This window comes from Afipia sp. GW822-FHT04G07 (assembly GCF_058800765.1).
Genome location: NZ_JBXAMP010000001.1, coordinates 943,358 through 961,463, shown reverse-complemented (window position 1 = coordinate 961,463; position 18,106 = coordinate 943,358). Strand labels below are relative to the sequence as shown.

The 18,106-nt window shown below is 60.6% G+C and carries 14 protein-coding genes and 1 tRNA gene; 11 read left to right on the top strand and 4 right to left on the bottom strand.

All coding sequences use genetic code 11. The annotated features are described in order from the left end of the window. Positions 1-5: 5 nt before the first annotated feature. The 8 genes from AC1RKJ_RS04755 to AC1RKJ_RS04720 all read left to right on the top strand — a co-directional run bounded on the left by AC1RKJ_RS04755 (position 6) and on the right by AC1RKJ_RS04720 (position 6,445). Positions 6-866: a MaoC/PaaZ C-terminal domain-containing protein gene (locus AC1RKJ_RS04755; protein WP_492789935.1), complete on the top strand. Its 861-nt coding sequence runs from the start codon at positions 6-8 to the stop codon at positions 864-866. Between the two features lie 21 nt (positions 867-887). After that, on the top strand, positions 888-1,760 hold the full coding sequence (locus AC1RKJ_RS04750; protein ID WP_492789934.1) for an SDR family oxidoreductase: 873 nt from the start codon (positions 888-890) through the stop codon (positions 1,758-1,760). 21 nt (positions 1,761-1,781) lie between these two features. Further along, complete coding sequence (locus tag AC1RKJ_RS04745) at positions 1,782-2,714, top strand: dihydrodipicolinate synthase family protein (protein WP_492789933.1); 933 nt, start codon at positions 1,782-1,784, stop codon at positions 2,712-2,714. Next, complete coding sequence (locus tag AC1RKJ_RS04740; protein ID WP_492789932.1) at positions 2,711-3,520, top strand: NUDIX hydrolase; 810 nt, start codon at positions 2,711-2,713, stop codon at positions 3,518-3,520. The genes AC1RKJ_RS04745 and AC1RKJ_RS04740 overlap by 4 nt, the downstream gene beginning before the upstream one ends. A gap of 95 nt (positions 3,521-3,615) precedes the next feature. Beyond that, positions 3,616-4,356, top strand: a complete 741-nt coding sequence (locus tag AC1RKJ_RS04735) for a DUF3750 domain-containing protein (protein WP_492792647.1) — start codon at positions 3,616-3,618, stop codon at positions 4,354-4,356. A gap of 52 nt (positions 4,357-4,408) precedes the next feature. Beyond that, positions 4,409-5,200, top strand: coding sequence for a cobalamin-binding protein (locus tag AC1RKJ_RS04730; protein WP_492789931.1), 792 nt, complete (start codon positions 4,409-4,411; stop codon positions 5,198-5,200). Between the two features lie 143 nt (positions 5,201-5,343). Then, positions 5,344-6,234, top strand: a complete 891-nt coding sequence (locus AC1RKJ_RS04725) for a LysR substrate-binding domain-containing protein (RefSeq protein ID WP_492789930.1) — start codon at positions 5,344-5,346, stop codon at positions 6,232-6,234. A 134-nt stretch (positions 6,235-6,368) separates the two neighbouring features. Continuing rightward, positions 6,369-6,445: transfer RNA gene (locus tag AC1RKJ_RS04720), tRNA-Arg, on the top strand. 107 nt (positions 6,446-6,552) lie between these two features. On the opposite strand, the gene AC1RKJ_RS04715 is transcribed toward AC1RKJ_RS04720, so the two are convergent. Beyond that, positions 6,553-9,369, bottom strand: a complete 2,817-nt coding sequence (locus AC1RKJ_RS04715) for an autotransporter outer membrane beta-barrel domain-containing protein (protein WP_492789929.1) — start codon at positions 9,367-9,369, stop codon at positions 6,553-6,555. 254 nt (positions 9,370-9,623) lie between these two features. On the opposite strand from AC1RKJ_RS04715, the gene AC1RKJ_RS04710 reads away from it, so the two are divergent. Both AC1RKJ_RS04710 and AC1RKJ_RS04705 read left to right on the top strand, forming a co-directional pair. Further along, entirely contained in the window at positions 9,624-10,595 is a 972-nt protein-coding gene (locus AC1RKJ_RS04710; RefSeq protein WP_492789928.1) for a helix-turn-helix domain-containing protein, read from the top strand. A gap of 311 nt (positions 10,596-10,906) precedes the next feature. Then, the gene (locus AC1RKJ_RS04705) at positions 10,907-11,167 is read left to right on the top strand and encodes a hypothetical protein (protein ID WP_492789927.1); all 261 of its coding nucleotides are present in this window, start codon (positions 10,907-10,909) and stop codon (positions 11,165-11,167) included. A 119-nt stretch (positions 11,168-11,286) separates the two neighbouring features. Here AC1RKJ_RS04705 and AC1RKJ_RS04700 read toward each other — a convergent pair whose 3' ends face one another. The 3 genes from AC1RKJ_RS04700 to AC1RKJ_RS04690 all read right to left on the bottom strand — a co-directional run bounded on the left by AC1RKJ_RS04700 (position 11,287) and on the right by AC1RKJ_RS04690 (position 12,971). After that, positions 11,287-11,667, bottom strand: coding sequence for a hypothetical protein (locus tag AC1RKJ_RS04700; RefSeq protein WP_492789926.1), 381 nt, complete (start codon positions 11,665-11,667; stop codon positions 11,287-11,289). Between the two features lie 206 nt (positions 11,668-11,873). Further along, positions 11,874-12,101, bottom strand: a complete 228-nt coding sequence (locus tag AC1RKJ_RS04695; RefSeq protein WP_492789925.1) for a hypothetical protein — start codon at positions 12,099-12,101, stop codon at positions 11,874-11,876. 216 nt (positions 12,102-12,317) lie between these two features. Next, positions 12,318-12,971, bottom strand: a complete 654-nt coding sequence (locus AC1RKJ_RS04690) for a hypothetical protein (RefSeq protein WP_492789924.1) — start codon at positions 12,969-12,971, stop codon at positions 12,318-12,320. Between AC1RKJ_RS04690 and AC1RKJ_RS04685 the strand changes: the two genes are divergently transcribed. Continuing rightward, positions 12,951-18,106, top strand: a 5,156-nt coding sequence (locus AC1RKJ_RS04685; RefSeq protein WP_492789923.1) for a DUF5801 repeats-in-toxin domain-containing protein, incomplete at its 3' end; no start/stop codon positions are given. The genes AC1RKJ_RS04690 and AC1RKJ_RS04685 overlap by 21 nt on opposite strands.

Here is an 18,106-nt window from a genome sequence, read left to right as displayed (position 1 = left end):
GAAGCATGCCGATCAAATACGATGAGGTGATGGCTCTCAGGAATGTCGGCCAGAAGTATTCGTGGACCGATCGCGAAGTCATGCTTTACGCCTATGGCATCGGCATGGGCGCCGACCCGATGGACGAGAAGGAACTGTCTTTTGTCAACGAGGGCTACTTCACGCCGCGCGAATTGAAAGTCGTCCCGACTTACGCTTCGGTTGCGGCATGGGGGTCGGTCGCGGGACATATCGACGTCAATCGCGTCATGGTGGTGGACGGCGAGCGCGACATCACCTTTCACAAGCCGCTACCGGTCGCAGCGAACATTACGGCGGACTCGAGCATTCTCGGCGTATTCGACAAGGGCAAGGACAAGGGCGCGGTGATCCTGCGCAAGACCGTGCTCAAGAATGAGAAGGGCGAAGACCTTGCAACCCTGATCGCGTCGCAGTTCGCGCGTGGCGATGGCGGCTTTGGTGGCCCCTCCGAGGGCCAGCCCGAACCCCACGCCATTCCAAAGCGAGCCCCGGACATGACGGTTGATATTTCGACGCGGCCGGATCAGGCGTTGATCTATCGGCTTTGCGGCGATCGCAATCCGCTGCACAGCGATCCGGAGTTTGCCAAACGCGCGGGCTTCGATCGTCCAATCCTGCACGGCATGTGCACCTATGGGCTCAGTTGTCGGGCGGTGCTGCAGACCTATGCCGACTATGATCCGCTCGCGTTCAGGCAGCATGTCACGCGGTTCTCGGCCCCCGTGTTTCCGGGCGAGACGGTCTCGTTCGATCTGTGGAAAGACGGCAACGTGATTTCTCTCGAAGGCCGCGTGAAAAGCCGCGGCGTAACCGTCATCAAGAACGGCAAGACCGTACTCGCTTAAAAGAAGAAACCGGAGGACGCCATGGGTCTGCTCGACGGTAAGGTCGCGATCATCACCGGGGCAGGCGGCGGTTTGGGCGAGGCTTATGCCAAACTGTTCGCGCGCGAGGGCGCGGCGGTGATTGTCAACGATCTCGGCGGCCCGCGCGACGGCAGCGGCGCCGACACATCGATGGCGCAGAAAGTCGTCGATGCGATCAAGGCCGAGGGAGGCCGCGCTTACGCCAACGGCGCCGACATCTCGACCATGGTCGGCGGCCAGTCGGTGTTCGACGATGCCATCAGGCATTTCGGCCGCGCCGATATTCTCGTCAATAACGCCGGCATCCTGCTGGATACGACCTTCGCGAAAATCACCGAGCAAAGCTGGGACCGGGTGATGAAGGTGCATCTCAAAGGCACGTTTTGCGTCACGCTTCCGGTCTTCAAATGGATGAAGGACAATGGCGGCGGGGTCATCGTCAACACGTCTTCGACATCGGGCCTGATCGGCAACTTCGGCCAGAGCAATTACGGGGCGGCCAAGGGCGGCATCTGGGGCCTGAGCAATGTACTCGCCATCGAAGGCCGCAAGTACAACATCAGGCTCTGGACGCTGGCGCCCGGCGCGCTTACGCGCATGACGGCAGATTTGCCGCGCTATATCGAGAATCCCGGTGCGGCGATGGGGCCGGACGAAATTGCACCGGCGGTGCTTTATATGGTCAGTTCGCTGTCCGGCGAGCAGACGGGCAAGGTGCTCGGCGTTTCCGGGCCGCGCGGCGTGCGCGAGATGAAAATGCTGGAAATGGAGGGCTGGAAGCCCGGCGGTCCCTGGAAGGCGGAGGATATTGTGAACCACGCCAGCGAGATTTTCTTCGGCGAGCAGGATAAGATGACGGCTCGCAGACTCTAATCCACGAAAGAAACTAAGACTATGAAGCTGACTCACGAAGCGAGCGGCACTTTTGCCATCGCGCCAACGCCATTCTTCGAAGATGGCCGCATCGACTATGACTCGATCGACCGGCTGACCGATTTTTACGCCGAGGTCGGCTGCAACGGCGTGACGGTGCTCGGAATTCTCGGCGAGGCGCCGAAAATGGAGGCCGATGAATCGCTTCAGGTTGCGACCCGCTTCATCAAGCGCGCGACGAACAAGCAGATCATCGTCGGCGTATCCGCGCCAGGCTTTGCGCAGATGCGCACGCTGGCGCGCGCCTCGATGGATGCCGGCGCCGCCGCCGTGATGATAGCGCCACCGCCGCACCTGCGTACCGACGAACAGATTTTCGGTTATTTCCGGCAGGCGACTGAGGCCGTCGGCCCAGATGTGCCGTGGGTGTTGCAGGATTATCCGCTGACCTTGACGGTCGTCATGACGCCGTCCGTCATTCGCAAGATCATCATGGACAGCCCGTCCTGCGTGATGCTCAAGCACGAGGATTGGCCCGGACTGGAGAAGATCTCGACACTGCGCGGTTTCCAGAAAGATGGCTCGCTGCGGCCGCTGTCGATTCTGGTGGGCAACGGCGGACTGTTTCTCGACTTCGAGATGGAGCGCGGTGTCGATGGCGCTATGACCGGTTATGCCTTCCCGGACTTGCTGGTCGATGTCGTCAACCTGTCGAAGGCCGGAAAGCGCGATGCCGCGCACGATCTGTTCGACGCTCATCTGCCGCTGATCCGCTATGAACAGCAGCCGGGCGTCGGTCTTGCCGTGCGCAAGTATGTCCTCAAGAAGCGCGGCAAGATCGCGTCGGACGCGCAGCGCAAGCCGGGATCGAGCATGAGCCCGCTCGCGCGCAGCGAAGTCGACTATCTCCTGTCGCGCGTTGGGCGCGTTGACAAGCGGGCTAATCTGGCATGAGCGAAAACAAGAGCGCGCCGGATCCGTCGAAAGCGTTGCGGGTTGCCGCAACGGTCCTGCTGCTGCGTGAGGGCAGGAGCGGCATGGAGATTTTCATGGTGCAGCGTCACCATGAAATCGAGTTCAGTTCTGGCGCTCTGGTGTTTCCGGGCGGCAGCCTCGATCCCGGCGACCGCGAGATCGCGGCCGATCCTGCGCTTGTGTCCGATCGCAGTGGCCTTGGGGCCGATGCAGCCGCCATCCGCATCGGCGGCATTCGCGAGACGTTCGAGGAAAGCGGGATCATGCTGGCGCGCCCGCGCGGGTCCGGAGCGCTGATCCCGGCGGAGCAACTCGCGGACCTGGACCCGCAGCGGGTTGCACTTGACGAAGGCAAGGTGAGTTTCGCGGATATTCTGCGTCAGCATGCATTGACGCCTGCGATCGATCTGCTGGTTCCCTTCGCGCACTGGATCACGCCGGTGAACATGCCGAAGCGATTCGATACCCACTTCTTGCTGGCCATGGCGCCGGACGACCAGATCGGCAAGCACGATGGCAAGGAGTCGGTCGACTCGATCTGGCTCTCGCCGAAGGAGGCGCTCGACAGTGCCGCGTCCGGCCGTTTTACGCTGCCGTTCCCGACCATCCGCAATCTCATCAAGCTGGACAAGATCGGCACGGCGAAGGCGGCGATGGATTTCGCGCGAGCGACACCCGTGGTCACCGTTGTTCCCGAAATGACCAGGGAAGGGGGAGGGATGCGGCTGCGCATTCCCGCGGAGGCCGGTTATGACGGTGAGGTTTTCGACGTTTCTCGCCCATAGTCTGCCCAACCTCCGCCATTGAATCCGTCGATCCTCGTCACCATTCTCAAATGGCGCGATTGCGTCTGTGACGGTGTGCGATGAGATTGTGGAAGATGGTTCTGGCGGCTTTTCTGATCCTTGTGTTCGCCCCCATCGGCGTCTCCGCGGCATCGTATTTTCTGAGCGATCGCGCCTCTGCCAACTGGTATGCCGCCGATCGGTCAAGCGCGGGTGTGCTCCCGCAAGCGTCGAGTAATCCTGACGCTCTGGTTCGCATCTACGCCGCACGGACAGTGCGCTGGCGCGGCATCGTCGCCGTGCATTCCTGGATCGTGTTCAAGGACAAGGGCGCGTCGCGTTACAGCCGCTACGATTACACGGCGTGGGGCGAGCCGATCCGCGTTAACGGCTTTGTCGCGGACGGGCGCTGGTTCGGGCAGGTGCCGGAAGAAGTGTTTAGCGCCGACGGCGAGCAAGCCGCGCGCCTCATCCCGAAAATCAAGGCCGCTATCGACAGCTACAAGTATCGCAATCTCGGCGATTATCGCGCGTGGCCGGGCCCGAACTCCAACACGTTCGTTGCCGCGATTATCGATGCCGTTCCGGAAATGCAGGCCGTGCTGCCGCCCACGGCCATCGGCAAGGACTTTCCCTATGACGGGGAATGGCTCGGCCGCACGCCATCCGGCACCGGGCTGCGCGCTACGCTGGGCGGCTATCTCGGCGTTACCGTCGGCTGGCTGGAAGGCTTTGAGCTGAATGTTCTCGGCGCGGTTCTCGGCATCGACATCCGCAGGCCGGCGATCAAGATTCCCGGCATCGGGCGCATTGGCATGAGCGCCGCCTCGGCGTAGTCAGTGCTGATTGCGCTGCTGCGCGCGGTCGCCCGCCCTGGAATTTCCGTACATGACAGTCTTTCCTCCGCGCCGGATCGTGTGCCTCACCGAAGAAACCGTCGAGACTCTTTATCTTCTCGGTGAGCAGGATCGTATCGCCGGCGTATCGGGTTACGCGGTGCGGCCGCCGCAAGTGCGGCGTGAGAAGCCGCGCGTGTCGGCGTTTATCTCGGCGGATATTCCCAAGATCCTCGCGCTCGATCCCGATCTGGTGCTGGCGTTCTCGGACTTGCAGGCCGACATCGTCGCGGATCTGGTGCGGGCCGGGGTGGCCGTGCATGTCTTCAACCAGCGCGACGTCGCAGGGATACTGGCGATGATCCGCACGCTTGGCGGGCTGATTGGCGAGCCTGCCAAGGCTCATGATCTCGCGGAGCGATTTGAAGGACGGCTTGCGGAAGCCGCCCGGATCGGACGCTCGCGTCCGTCGCGCCCCAAAGTTTATTTCGAGGAATGGGACGATCCGCTCATCAGCGGCATCGGCTGGGTCTCGGAGCTCATCGCGATTGCGGGCGGCGAGGATGTGTTTCCGCAACTGGCGAAGGAGAAAGCCGCGAAGGACCGCATCGTCGCGTCGGAAGCCGTGATCGCAGCCAACCCCGACATCATCCTTGCGTCGTGGTGCGGCAAGAAAGTCGTACCCGCCAAGATCCGTCATAGACCGGGGTGGGACGTTGTCGCTGCCGTGCGCACCAACCGCATCGTCGAGATCAAATCGCCGCTGATTCTGCAGCCCGGTCCTGCCGCGCTGACCGACGGGCTTGATGCGATTGTCGGGGCGTTGTGGGGCGAAAAGGCTTGAGACGCGGCGCCCCAAGGCGGCGCGTCAGATGTTAGAAGCCCTGTATTAGTATCGGGAGTATCGCTCTGAGCAGGCCGGAGGGAGGCTTGTCGATCAGGTTTAATCGTGGCCATAATGGATATGGACAAGAAAAACTGATCGATATGGTGTCTCTTAAACAGCTCAAATATTTCGATGCCGTGGCCCGGTTGGGGCATTTCGGCAGGGCCGCGGAGCACTGCTCCGTCACCCAGCCGGCGCTGTCGATGCAGATTCAGGAGCTCGAGAAGTTCCTCGGGGTCCAGCTTCTCGAGCGTGGGCGCAACGGCGTGATGCTCACCGAGGGCGGCAAGGACATCGCGAAGCGGGCCGCGGGGGTTCTGGCCGATGTACGCGACATCGTGGACTTTGCGCGCGGGCAAGGGGGCGTGCTGTCAGGTCCGCTCGGATTCGGCGTCATTCCATCGGTGGCACCGTATATCCTGCCACAACTGCTCCCCACGATTCGGAATGCGTTTCCGGATATCGATCTCCATATCCGGGAAAGCCAAACCCAGACGCTTGTCGGCGAACTTCTCGACGGGCAACTCGACGTGCTGCTGCTGGCGCTGCCGGTCGAACACGCCGACATCGAGACGACCCGGCTGTTCGATGATCGTTTCCTGTTGGCAATGGCGACGTCGCACCGCATGTCGAATCGGGCACGCGCCACGCCCGATTTGCTTGACAGGCTGCTGCTTCTGGAGGAGGGGCACTGTATGCGGGATCAAGCGTTGGCATTCTGTAATCTGCGGCGGATCGAGAACATCAATACGTTCGGCGCTTCGAGCCTGTCGACACTGGTTCAGATGGTGGCGAACGGTCTCGGCATGACCCTGCTGCCGGAGCTTGCCGCTCCGCTCGAAACCCGCCGAGGCAACATCCACCTCATGCGATTCGCCGATCCGGAGCCGCAGCGGGTCATCGGACTTGCATGGCGCAAGAGTTCGCCACGCAAGCGTCACTTCGCTGAACTCGGAGAGATGATCGCAGCAGCGGCAAAGGCGCCGTTGTAACCGATTGCAAAGCGGTGGCTTTTCACGCTGCCAATCTCACTCAAAGTGATCCTGTAAAATCCTGGAAAAAAGCAGTTTTCAGCCGGTTTGCCGGGGTGGATTTCGCGCCCCGCTTGGCTATGGTGCGCGCGTCAGCGCTCGTAGCTCAGCTGGATAGAGCATCGGATTTCGATTCCGAGGGTCGGGAGTTCGAATCTCTCCGAGCGCGCCATTTGCATACAAAACTGCGAACGTCGGGACCGGCGTTTTGGTCCCCGACTTTCTCCAGGGGCGCCTTCGCGCTGTTCCAAGGCTATGCCTAGGCAGGAAGCGCCGCACTTACCACAGGATGCGCACGCCACCCTTGCCGGCGACGATTGTGCTGTTGTCGTTCATGCCGGTGACCTCACCTGAGGCGAACAACGCGACATTGCCGGTCTGCCACGTAAAACCGCCGCCGGCATAGAGGCCGTAGGAGTCCCGTTCTCCGATGGCGGCCAAGACGCTGGTTCCGCCGAACGCGATGTTGACCGTCTGGTCGCCGGCGTACTGGCGCGCCAGCAGGCCGACATGGCCGCGGAACGTGATTCGGCTGCCGTCCCGGTTTTGGACGCCGGCGAGGGTGACTTCGGCGCGCTCCTCCGCGCCACGGAAACTCTGGGCGGCGATGGTGAGATTGACGTTCGATCCGCTCTCCGTATAGCCGTCAAATTGCGCCGCGACGTAGCGCACCTTCACGGTCGGCGTCAGCGTGAGATTGTAGGGCAGCGCGAAGCGATGGCCGAACGTGAGCAGCGGCGTGAGGAGCCAGCCGTCATAGCGCGCGCTCGCGGTCTGCGGCGTGACGCCGTTGATATTGCGCTTTGACTCGTTGTCGAGCGTGGCGCCGATCAGCGCCAGATCGAGGAAGCTCGAACCGGTGAGGGTGCGGCTGTAGAGCCCGGCGAACATGGTGTCGATGCCGATGCTGCCGGCATTGAGAGCGAACCGGGTGTCGTTGTCGCTGCCGCCGGCAAACACGCCCAGCCGCGTGTTGCCGGTGACGTCGGCATCGAAGCCGATCGCGACGCCCGCGCCGGTGGTGATACCTGCAATGACGCCGTCACCGGCGCCCTGGTCGCGGCGTCCGCCGAAGCCCTTGGCCCAGAACGCATTGCCATGCGCGTCGTTGACCGTGCCGCCCGTGAACGCGGGTGTCGGTGTGTGGGGCGACGCGGAGGGGAAATTCGCAAAGGCATTATCGAAGCGCGGCGCGGGTGCGTCGATGGCGGCATAGGCATTGGAGCCGCTCGTGGCGGAGGTGTCGAACACCGGACTATCCGGCAGCACCGACGAAATCCACCCGGTGATGTCCATGATGGCGCGCTTCATCATGCGAAAGCTGGAAGTGTCTGCGACGATGATCTGGTTCGGGGTGATGAAATAGGGCGTGCCCGGCGTCGTGACGGTGGAGAGCGCAGCGTCGTACTGCGCGGTGTCGAGCACCCAGTTGCCCGGACCGAAATTCACCCTGTCGGCACCGCCGCCGAAATCGACTCGTCCGCCGAAGCGTGCGCCGGGCAGGATGTTGAGGGTGTCGGAGGCGGCGGTGCCATTGGCGTTGAACTGGATCGCCGTGCCGTTGCCGCCACCGATGAATCCGGACGTGGTCACGACGCCGGTGCCGTAGGTCCAGATGCCGCTCAGAGCGCCCGTGATGGTGCCGGTGTTGGTGACGGCTGCGGTGTCGTTGGATGCGATGCCGTTACCGCCTCCCGTGATAATTCCCGAATTGGTCACGGTGGCGTTGATGTAGCCGAGAATGCCACTCCGGTTTTGTCCGATAATGGTGCCGGAATTGATGACCGTGGCGAATCCTTCGCTGCCAACGCCTGTGTTGAGGCCTCTGATGGTTCCGGAATTGGTAACGATGGCGATGCTGTTGCTTCCAACGCCGACGGTGCCGCCGTTGATGGTCCCGGAATTGGTGACGGTGGCGGTCCCGATGCTTCCTATGCCGTTGTTGTTGTCGCTAATAATGGAGCCTGAATTGACCACCGTGCTGTTCAGCGCCGAATAGATGGCATTGTAGGTCGTCGCCTTGATGGTGCCGGAGTTGGTCAGGGTAACATCGCCACCCCATCCGATTATGCCGGTATCGCCGGCGATGGTGCCGGAATTCCACACAACGGCGCTGCCGTTACTGATGATACCGGTGTTGCCTCCGCTAATGCGGCCTGTGTTGGTCACGTTTGCGACAGAGGCCGCAAGGATGCCATCCATGGTCCCTGTGATGGTGCCGGAGTTGGTGACGTTCGCGATGTCGGCGGCAACCCCTCTTCCGCCAGCCGTAATGGTGCCGGAATTAGTGACGAGAGCGGTCACAGCCCTGACGCCCTCGCCAGTTGTTGCGATGATGCTCCCGGAATTCGTTACGGTGGCGGTGGTGTCGGCGAAAACGCCGTAACTAGCGCCTGTAATCGTGCCGGAATTGGTCACCGTGGCAGCGTTGGCAGAGATGGCAACGTCGCCGGTGATCGTGCCGGTGGCGTGATTGGTCACATTGGCGGTGGTGCCTGCGTAGATGCCTCCGCTGTTGCCGGTGATAGTGCCGGTATTCGTGACGGTCGCGGCGCCAGTGGTGGCCTCGATGCCGTTTCCGTTGGTGCCGGTAATGGTGCCGGAGTTTGTTACGAAGGCGTTGACGGCCGCCGAGATGGCGTCGAGGTTTCCAGTGATGCTGCCGGAATTGGTCACGTTGGCAATGTTGGCACTGATTCCGAAGTCGCCGCCGGTGATGGCGCCGGCGGCGTGATTGGTCACATTGGCGGTGCCGCTGGCAAAGATGCCTCTGCTGCCCGCGATGGCGCCCGAACTGATCACTGTGCCGTCGAGGAAGGCGATGCCGATGATCGTGCCGGTGACGCTGGCCCCGGGGGCGACCGTGACGTGAAGATTGGTCAGTGCCGGGTCGCCGTAGCCGATGCCGGGGTCCGGTCCCTGATTGGTTGTGGTGCCGGTACAGGTCGCGGTGCTACCGTTGACGGGTGGATTCGGATTGCAGGCGGCGTCCGCAGCGGCGGTTGCCGACAGTACGGTTGCAAAGGCGGTCGACGCCAGTAACGCCATCCGCAGCGCAGGCGACAACGCCGCCGCGGCCCGGGTGTCTCGCGCCATTCCCATGCCCCCAGGAGGTCGCCGATCACATCGTCCGAATAGCGCCTACCCAGATACTTGCCGCGCCCTGTCCCGGTATAGAGTGAGGCGGCATGGCCGCAATTGACGTCGCGTCCCATCTATTTGCATTTCGTCCCAAAGGGCGAAACGTCGCAGATCAAACAGGTCTGCTTGCCGCATCGCCTCGCTTGCTCGACAATCACTTCAAACTGTTTGCTCACCAGATTCTTTTTCTCCTCCCTGGTCCTCCCCGCATGGCCCACCGACGCTTCTTCACGACGAACGGCATTGCCGCGCGCGATGCTTATGAGGCGTGGAGCTGCCGCGAGTGGCCGAGCCTCGCGCCGGTGTTCGACACCCAGCCGCCCGAGGGCGACTTCTTCGCCAACAGCGAGACCTTCGGATTTCGCGATCTGGCGGTCACACGATCGCACATCACCGGGCTTGGTTTCGCCCGAAGCGGGAATCGCATCCGTGTCGACGAGATCGATCATCTCGGCGTGCTGATACTGTTCGACGGAAGCCAGGCGGGCGATGCCGAAGGGCGTTCGATCGCCTGCGGCGGCGGCGTGGTGCTGGCCGATCTCAGCCGCCGCGCTCAATGGATATCGACGACAAGCCGCACGATGACATTCGCCATCCCGCGCGCGATAGCCGAGGAAATCCTGCCGCCGGTGCGCTCCCTGCACGGGTTGGTGTTGAGCGCGGCCCGCGCGCGGCCGCTGATGGATTATGTGCGGGCGCTGTCGCCGCATCTGCTCGGCCTTCCGCTCGCGAGCGGTCCGTCGCTGGCGCGGGCCTTTCTCCACATGCTGGCTTTGGTGATCGAGCATCCCGCTGTGCCGGAGCTGGAAGGGGATACGCGGACCATCCTGCGCCTGGCCGCGCGCGAGCGCGCCGAAACGTTGATCGAGCGGTATCTCCACGATCCCGCTTTCGGTGTGCAGGAACTTGCGCGCCTGCTCAGACTGTCGCGATCGGCGCTCTATCGGCTGTTCGAACCGGATGAGGGCGTGGCCGATTTCATCCGCGCGCGCCGTCTGCAACGGCTGTGCGCCGTGCTGGCCGATCCGGCGGATCATCGCCGGATTGCGGAAAAGGCCTACGCCAGCGGCTTCGCGGATCCGGTTCAGTTCGTTCGCGCGTTCCGCCGCGCCTATGGAATGACGCCCGTGGAATATCGTGCCGCGATGCTGGACGCCGGGATGCGAACGCCGCGCACGTGATGCGCTTCGCGCAGCTAACCTGCCGCGAGTTGCCCGTCCCGACGCAAAAACTCTCGTCTGAGAACCCGGAGTTCTTCGCGGACCGCAAAGGCCCGTTGGAATGATGAAATTATATCATTACCTCAATGACATATGAGTTCGCAGTTTTATTCGGAATGGCGCGCCAATCGATCCCTCTGCCGACCGTTCCGGGCCTGATCGTGGCCTGCAAGTGATCCACTCGCCCAATCGTTGATTCCATCAAATCTCTTGCCGAGAGGGTGCGGCTTTGGCACCCTGAAACGATACTGCTGCAAATAATTGAGGTCACAATGATCAGGGCAATTTTGAAGGGAGCGGTTCTGGGCGCTCTCCTGCTGGTCGTCCTTCCGGCCGGCGGCGCACAGGCCTTTGGCGACCAGCCTCGCTGGCCAGAGTTTGGGTATGGCTACGAGCCGGCCATCGCCTCGGGTTGCTTGAGGTGGAATTGGCAGCAATACGCCTGGTACGATCACTGTCCGGCCTACGTTCACCCCAAGGCCTACATGTATCCGCGGTCCTCGCTTCGCACGGTTTTGCGAACCAAGGGCTGAGCGGACGCTGAGCGTGCTCGGCCGGTGTAGACCGGCTGGATCAGGCGTGGATGCCATGGGCGCGCCCGTGCGCGGGACGCCCTCCGAAAAATGGATGGGTTCTTAGCCGTGCGTTTCGCTCAGGAGAGCGAAACGGAGCAGGCGACAGAGTTGTTTTTGCCGAAATTGAGCTGTGCGTTTCCGCGCAGACCATCGAGCCAGATACCTTTGCCAGCGTAGCGATAGCCGACGCCCATCGGCACCAGCCGGACATAGGTCGCACTGCGCGGTGCAGTATAGAGCCTGGCCGTAACCAGCTCGCCCGCCACGCTGACGGCAATCGGGCAAATCGGATAATCGCGGCCGTTCTCGCAGGTCAGGACGATCTCCGAGCAGCCTCCCACGCTTCCTTGGGGCACCATCAGGCCGAGGTCGGCGGCCCTTGCATTCAGCACACCCGAACTCAAAGCGAGGCTCAGCACCGCTGTAGTCTTGATAACGTTGAACAATCCGGCGCGCATCACGCCCCCCAATATCAAAAAATCAATAGCTTAATCAAGCAAGAAGGCCGGTGGGGGTCAATCCCGCCGCGAGCCCCCAGCCAACGAAAACCTAAGCGTGTCGATTTAACCACAGCGGCCGGTAACGTTGGATTTACCATAAGGGTTTCTTGACGTCTAACTGTTTGAAAGAGAGGATGATCCTTAAGAAATTGTTAAGCGGCCTATTAAGGCTCAATTTTTATTTTCCGCATTTTTGAGGCGTCGTCATGAATGGACCTTTTCAGGTAGCGCAGGCCAATATTGCAGGGCAGACCGCAGGCAAGCCTCCGGCGCGCATCGTCAAAATAGCGAAGCCTTTCAGCGAGCAGTCGGTCATCGTGGCGCTGAGCTACGACGGAAGCGTCAAGGCCGATCTTTCGGCGATTGCCGGCGAGAAAATTACGCTGGTCCATGTCGGCGAGAAGCTGATCATTCTTTTCGACAACAAATCGACGATCACGCTCGAACCGTTTTTCGATTCCACCGGCAAGCCGCTTCAGTCACTGACGGTTGAAGTTTCGCCAGGCCGCGATTTGACGGGTACCGAATTCGCGGCGCTTTTCCCGGTGACGGAAGATCAATCGATCCTCCCTGCGGCGGGTGATGGTGACGGCGGCAATGCACAGGCGTCAGGCGCGAATTTCAGCAGCGTCGGCGTCGATCCGCTCGCATTGCCGGGTCCGCTCGATCTGCTTGGCCAGGAGGAATTGCCGAACTTCGTCATCACGAACCTTTTGACGCCCGTCAACGTGATCGATCTCATCCCGTCTCAGATTTTTGGCGCGCGCGTCGGCGGGGCGGTGGAAGAAGAACAGCTTGGCGGCTTTATCTTTGAAACTCGATTCACCAAGCAGCTTTTCGAGTTTAACCCGATCGCGTCTCACGGTCAGGAAGATCCAAACGACGCTACCCAGCCGAACAGCGACGGAACGGCTCCCGATGGCCTCGACCGGGATACCGAAGGCAATGATGTCACGACCCAATTTTTCCATGGCGCTGGTGCCAATGCGCTGACGAATCTCGTTGCGGGTGGTGATGGCCCGCTGACGTTCAGCATCGACGGCGCGATTGCAAATTCTGCGGTCAGGGATGGTACCGGCGCCGTCGTTCGATCCGGCGGCCACGACCTGCATTACAGTCAGGTCGAGTCCACAGTGACAGGCGACAGCACTGTCATCGGAGGTTATGGCAGCGGCGGCGAGGAGGGCTTCCACGCCGTATTCCAGCTGACGATTCACTCCGACGGCACATATGACTTTACGTTGTTCGACAAGATCGATCATCCGATCAAAACGCTCGACAGCGGCTCGACCTCGAACGGGCATCTGGAAGAAACCCTGTTTCTGGATTTCACGACGCTGGTGCATGTCGCCGACAACGACAACGACAACTTCACACTGACCGGCACGAATGCATTCACCATTGGTGTTATCGACGATACCCCGGTGGTGTCGGTTTCGGCTGTGGGGGAGACTTCGCTGGCGCTTGCCGCGCTTGATGAATCAATTGGCGCGGATGTCGGCGACCCCAATGCAGATTCCGATGCCACCGCGAATAACCTGCCGGACCCGACAGGAACGAACGCGATCGGTGAAGTGAAGTCCGCGGACTTCGCGCTTCTGAATCTTTTCTCCGTTGCCGGAAACACCGGCGAGGATGGCTTCGGTTCGGTTGACTATGCTTTCAACCTGACGCTGACCGGCGCCGGCCAGAACGGTGGTGTGGCCACCACCTTGTCGGTCACCGATCCCGGCCATCTCCTTTATGGCCTCGACAGCACGATCTATCTTTTTAAAGAGGGCGATGAGATCGTCGGTCGCGTCGGCCGTGCCGATGGCGCGATTGCGCTTCGGATTTCGCTTGAGGACGCGGGCAGCCCCTCAGCGCATTTCGTGGTCGACCAATATCTGCCTGTCGATCATGGCGATGACGGCAATAATTTCGATTCATCGCGGCCACTGACGCTTGTCGGCGAAGGTGCTGCGCTTGGCGTGACGTTCACGACAACGGTGACCGACGGCGACGGCGACGTCGCAACTTCCACGGCAGACGTTACGATCATTGACGGGAAGACCACGCCTATCAGCATCGAAGACGATGGCCCAGTTGTCACCGTCACCAAGGCCGAGGGCTTTACACTCGTCCATGACGAAACCTTATTGCTTCAGAGTCCGCCGTTCGGCGATGACAACGACATCCTGTTTACGTCTGTCTTCAACACGGTGAGCAATCCGGGTCATGATCCGGACGTTCCGTTTGGCCTTCCGATCGGTTATGCGCGCAGCGTCGGCTCAGCACTCTCGGCTCCTGTTATCGACTACGGAACGGACGGCGCAGCAGCAGGCTCTGCAGCGAAGTTCTATTCACTGTCGTTGTTCGACACCGGCGGTGAAGCTACTCCGGGCCCGATCGATTCCAAGATCGAGACCACTGACCATCACGAGATCTTCCTGTTCAAGGAAGGCAACTTCATCGTTGGTCGGTATGACGCCACTGACGACGAAGTCACAGGTGCCGACCCTGCCGCGTTTGCGCTCTACATCAATCCGACAACTGGCGTCGTCTCGTTGGTCCAGTATGTTTCACTGCATCACAATAGCCCGGATGTCGGCGTTGATTCCGATGAATACGTTTCGCTCGGTAACGCGCTCGGCAGCGTCCAGGCGACGGTCACAGTCACCGATGGTGACGGTGACAAGGCTTCGGCCTCCGCCAACATTTCTGGCGATATTCGGTTTGAAGACGATGGTCCTGCCGTCACCGTGACGGTGAAGCATGGCTTTGGTATCACTGCGGACGAATCTGCCGGCATCCAGAACAACGATGTCGCTGGGTCGCTGTCTGTATTCGACCAGGTCAGCAATAAAGGAGCGGATCCCGACAATGGCGGAAATCCGCTTGCGTTCGCGACCAATAGCACACCCGCGCTTGTAGTCTTCCCCTACTTCGGCGTGGACGGGCAGGCGACGTCGGATGCGACTGTCTTTTCGCTTACGCTCAATGGCTGGGATGGCCAGCACGGCGTGCCTTCAGGCGTGAAGCTAACTGACGGAACGACCATCAGCCTCTATTCGGAAGTCGTTGATGGCAACACGCTGATCGTGGGCCGCGTCGATGGAAATGGCGCTGATGCGGGCAAGGCTGCGTTTGCTCTCTCGATCGATCCGGCGACCGGCCAGGTTTCCATGGTCGAGTATCTGTCGCTGCAACACAATCTCAACGGTCTCGATCCTAACGATCAGGTTTCGCTCAAGTCGAACACGATCCTGGCAACCGTCACAATCACGGACGGCGATGGCGACACCGCTTCTGCATCGGCTGACATCTCTGGCAAAATTCATTTCAACGACGATGGCCCGAAGGTCATTTCGACCGCTCACATCACTGCAACTGTTGACGAAGACGGCCTGCAGTGGGCGAACGCCGACGGCAATCCGCTGCGTGATGGTGAAACCAACGGAGACGAAAAGGCGACCGTTACCGGTACGCTCAAGGCGCTTGTCGATTTCGGTGCCGATGGTCCCGGCAGCTTCACGCTCGTTTCTAAAAATCCGACCGACGTCACAGGGCTGTCCTCGAAGCATGAACAGGTCAAGATCGTTTCCGACGGCACAACTCTCATTGGCTACGTCGAGAGCGGCAATGGTGCCGGATTTAGCGCGGGCGACCGGGAAATCTTCACACTGACCGTCGGGCCCGACGGGTCATATGTCTTTACGTTGAAGGATCAGATCGACCATCCGACGCAGGATGGTACTGCCGGAGACAACACCGAAAACCTGCTTGCAGGTACGGGTATCGATCTGTCGGGCTACATTGTCGCAACGGATGGCGACGGTGACCCTGTGACTCTGGGAGCGGGAGCTTTCACCGTCCAGGTCCTGGACGATATCCCGGTTGTCGCGGCACGTCCTGGCGTCGACACGACGACGACCACCACCACCACGATTACCAATGCCTTCAATCTGCACGCCGGTAACGTCGAAGTTCGTGGTGTCGGACAGGGCGGCCATGATCTTCTTTTGACGACGGCTTCCGGCCATTCCGTTAACACGACAAGCAGCACGATCGGTGTCGACAATGCCTGGATCGATGGTGTGGGCAAGAAGAACGGCGCTGAATTCGTAGATGCGCAGTTCGTTACGAATCTGAATCTGAATAACAACGCCTTTGCGGGCTACGATCCGCAAACGGGGGCTTCGTTCTCGCTCGACCTTCAGGGCAAGGGTACAGGCGTGCTTTTCGTCAGCGCCGCCACCGGCGGAATCGGGGGCAACCCGGTCGATCTGACGTTCAAGGTCAATGGAACGGCGGTGACGGCGACGGTTGTCGCAGGTGGATATGTTCTGTCTGGCCTTGAGGATGGCGACAAGGTTAGCGTGACCGCGGTAACCGGAACATTCGACACCTTGAAGATCGGAAACTACGACGGCGTTTCAGGTTTCGAAGGGGGCCCGTTCCGTGTCTACGGTCTCGGGAGCGATGTCACTACGACCGTCACGACAACCACGCATGAGACCTTTACGGTCAGCGAGGACGAGAGCAACGGGCTCAATACGTCTCAAGATCCAAACAGCGCAAATGACGTTAATGCTCCGGCCTCTGGTACGGACGCCTATAACGCGATCTTCGCGGCCAATGCGATCGGCTATGCAAAATCTGGCGAAAGCGTTCTGGTCAGCAATGGTGCCCATGGGTTCACCGCGCTCTTCACCGGCAAGGTCGGTGCGGATCTGAATGGTGAATGGTCGTTCGCCATCACCGACAAGGATGGAGCCGGGTTCGCCGGCGTTGATTCCGGCCTGACGACCCTGGACCATACAAAGATTCTGCTGACTACCGACGCCGACGGCGTACTGGTAGGCAAGGCCGACAACACCACGGTGTTCAAGGTCTATGTCGATCACGTCGGCTTTGTCTGGATTGCCCAGTATGAGGCAATCTATAATCCGGTTTCTGGTCTTGATGCAGCGGCATATGACGACATCGCAAAGGTAGCCGCCGATCTTCACATCAAGGGGACTCTAACCGACGCCGACGGCGACTCTGTCAGCGCTGTGTCCAATGTGTCGCTGCAGATTCAGTTCCAGGACGATGGCCCTGTGGCCGTTAGTGACGCCCACAACCTTGGAACCCAGACTTCGGTCACGGCCAATGTCATTACAGGCGCGAACGAAACTTCGCCTGGTGTCGATACCGTGGGTACGGATGGCGCCAAGGTCACAGATGTCACCAGCAACAACGAACAGGGCCATATCGCGACGAACGTCAACGGTGTGCTGACGATTGTCGGTGAGTACGGCAAGCTCGTTTTGCACCCAGATGGCGAATACACCTATCAGCGCACGAACGGCGCTGCGCTCACGGGTGACGACGTTTTCACCTACACGCTTACGGACGGCGATGGTGATATCGCGACCGCGACCCTGACGATCAATATCAACGATCACGGCGTCACTGTTTCGCCGCCAGCAATCGGAACCGCTGCGGATACGGTTTATGAAGCCGGCCTTCAGAATGGAGGCTCGGGCATAGGATCGACGCAGACCGTTGCAAACGGCTCCGTGACGACCAACGCTGCTGACGGGGTCGGATCCATCACGGTCAATAACCAGACTGTTACTTTGGATGGAACGCATACAACGATCGCCGACGGCACTCGCGGCATCCTCGAAGTGTGGTGGAACAGCGCTACGAACGCGATCGATTATCAGTATACGTTGAATGAGAGCTATAGTCGGAATCCGAAGGCGGATAACGGGCAGGACGTCGAGGCTGAACCGAAGTTTACCGTTGTCGTGACGGATGCGGATGGTGACACCGGAACCGGGGACCTGACGATCAACATCGTTGATGACAAGCCGGCAGCGCAGAATCTGGCTTCCCAGAGCGTCGCTGAGGGCGCTCCTGCCGTTACAGGTGCGTTGGACTTCGTGAAGGGAGCCGATGGTGCCACCGTCACTCAAGTCAACGGCACAAATCTGAATTTCGATCCGACGACCGGCTGGTCGCAGGTCTTCCACGCCACGCACGGTGATTTCCAGGTCAAGGCAGACGGCAGTTATCAGTTCACTGCCCAGGCCAATGACGTTTACAGTGATGCCGGAACAGCGTCGTTTACCTATACGGTGACCGACGGAGACGGCGACAAGTCGACCGCTACGGCGAGTTTTGCGGTGACGGACACGACGAATGTCACGACCGCCAGCATTGCGGCGAGCGGCGCCACGGAAGCCGACGGCAAGGTCACCTTCACGATCACGCTGAGCAACGAGTCCCGTGGCGACACCACGGTCGTGACCGACCATGGCACCATCACCATTGGAGATGGCCAGTCCACCGGCACGCTTCTGGTCGATAATCCGAACGGTGAAGATGTCTACACCGATCCGTCCGACCTGACCGTGAAGATCACGTC

Coding starts and splice junctions, on each gene's coding strand:
- AC1RKJ_RS04730 (WP_492789931.1), top strand. CDS start 4,409: ATGACAGTCTTTCCTCCGCGCCGGATCGTGTGCCTCACCGAAGAAACC.
- AC1RKJ_RS04715 (WP_492789929.1), bottom strand. CDS start 9,369: ATGGCGCGAGACACCCGGGCCGCGGCGGCGTTGTCGCCTGCGCTGCGG.
- AC1RKJ_RS04695 (WP_492789925.1), bottom strand. CDS start 12,101: ATGGACCAGCGTAATTTTCTCGCCGGCAATCGCCGAAAGATCGGCCTT.
- AC1RKJ_RS04755 (WP_492789935.1), top strand. CDS start 6: ATGCCGATCAAATACGATGAGGTGATGGCTCTCAGGAATGTCGGCCAG.
- AC1RKJ_RS04700 (WP_492789926.1), bottom strand. CDS start 11,667: ATGCGCGCCGGATTGTTCAACGTTATCAAGACTACAGCGGTGCTGAGC.
- AC1RKJ_RS04735 (WP_492792647.1), top strand. CDS start 3,616: ATGGTTCTGGCGGCTTTTCTGATCCTTGTGTTCGCCCCCATCGGCGTC.
- AC1RKJ_RS04705 (WP_492789927.1), top strand. CDS start 10,907: ATGATCAGGGCAATTTTGAAGGGAGCGGTTCTGGGCGCTCTCCTGCTG.
- AC1RKJ_RS04750 (WP_492789934.1), top strand. CDS start 888: ATGGGTCTGCTCGACGGTAAGGTCGCGATCATCACCGGGGCAGGCGGC.
- AC1RKJ_RS04725 (WP_492789930.1), top strand. CDS start 5,344: ATGGTGTCTCTTAAACAGCTCAAATATTTCGATGCCGTGGCCCGGTTG.
- AC1RKJ_RS04690 (WP_492789924.1), bottom strand. CDS start 12,971: ATGATCGATCTTGTCGAACAACGTAAAGTCATATGTGCCGTCGGAGTG.
- AC1RKJ_RS04710 (WP_492789928.1), top strand. CDS start 9,624: ATGGCCCACCGACGCTTCTTCACGACGAACGGCATTGCCGCGCGCGAT.
- AC1RKJ_RS04740 (WP_492789932.1), top strand. CDS start 2,711: ATGAGCGAAAACAAGAGCGCGCCGGATCCGTCGAAAGCGTTGCGGGTT.
- AC1RKJ_RS04745 (WP_492789933.1), top strand. CDS start 1,782: ATGAAGCTGACTCACGAAGCGAGCGGCACTTTTGCCATCGCGCCAACG.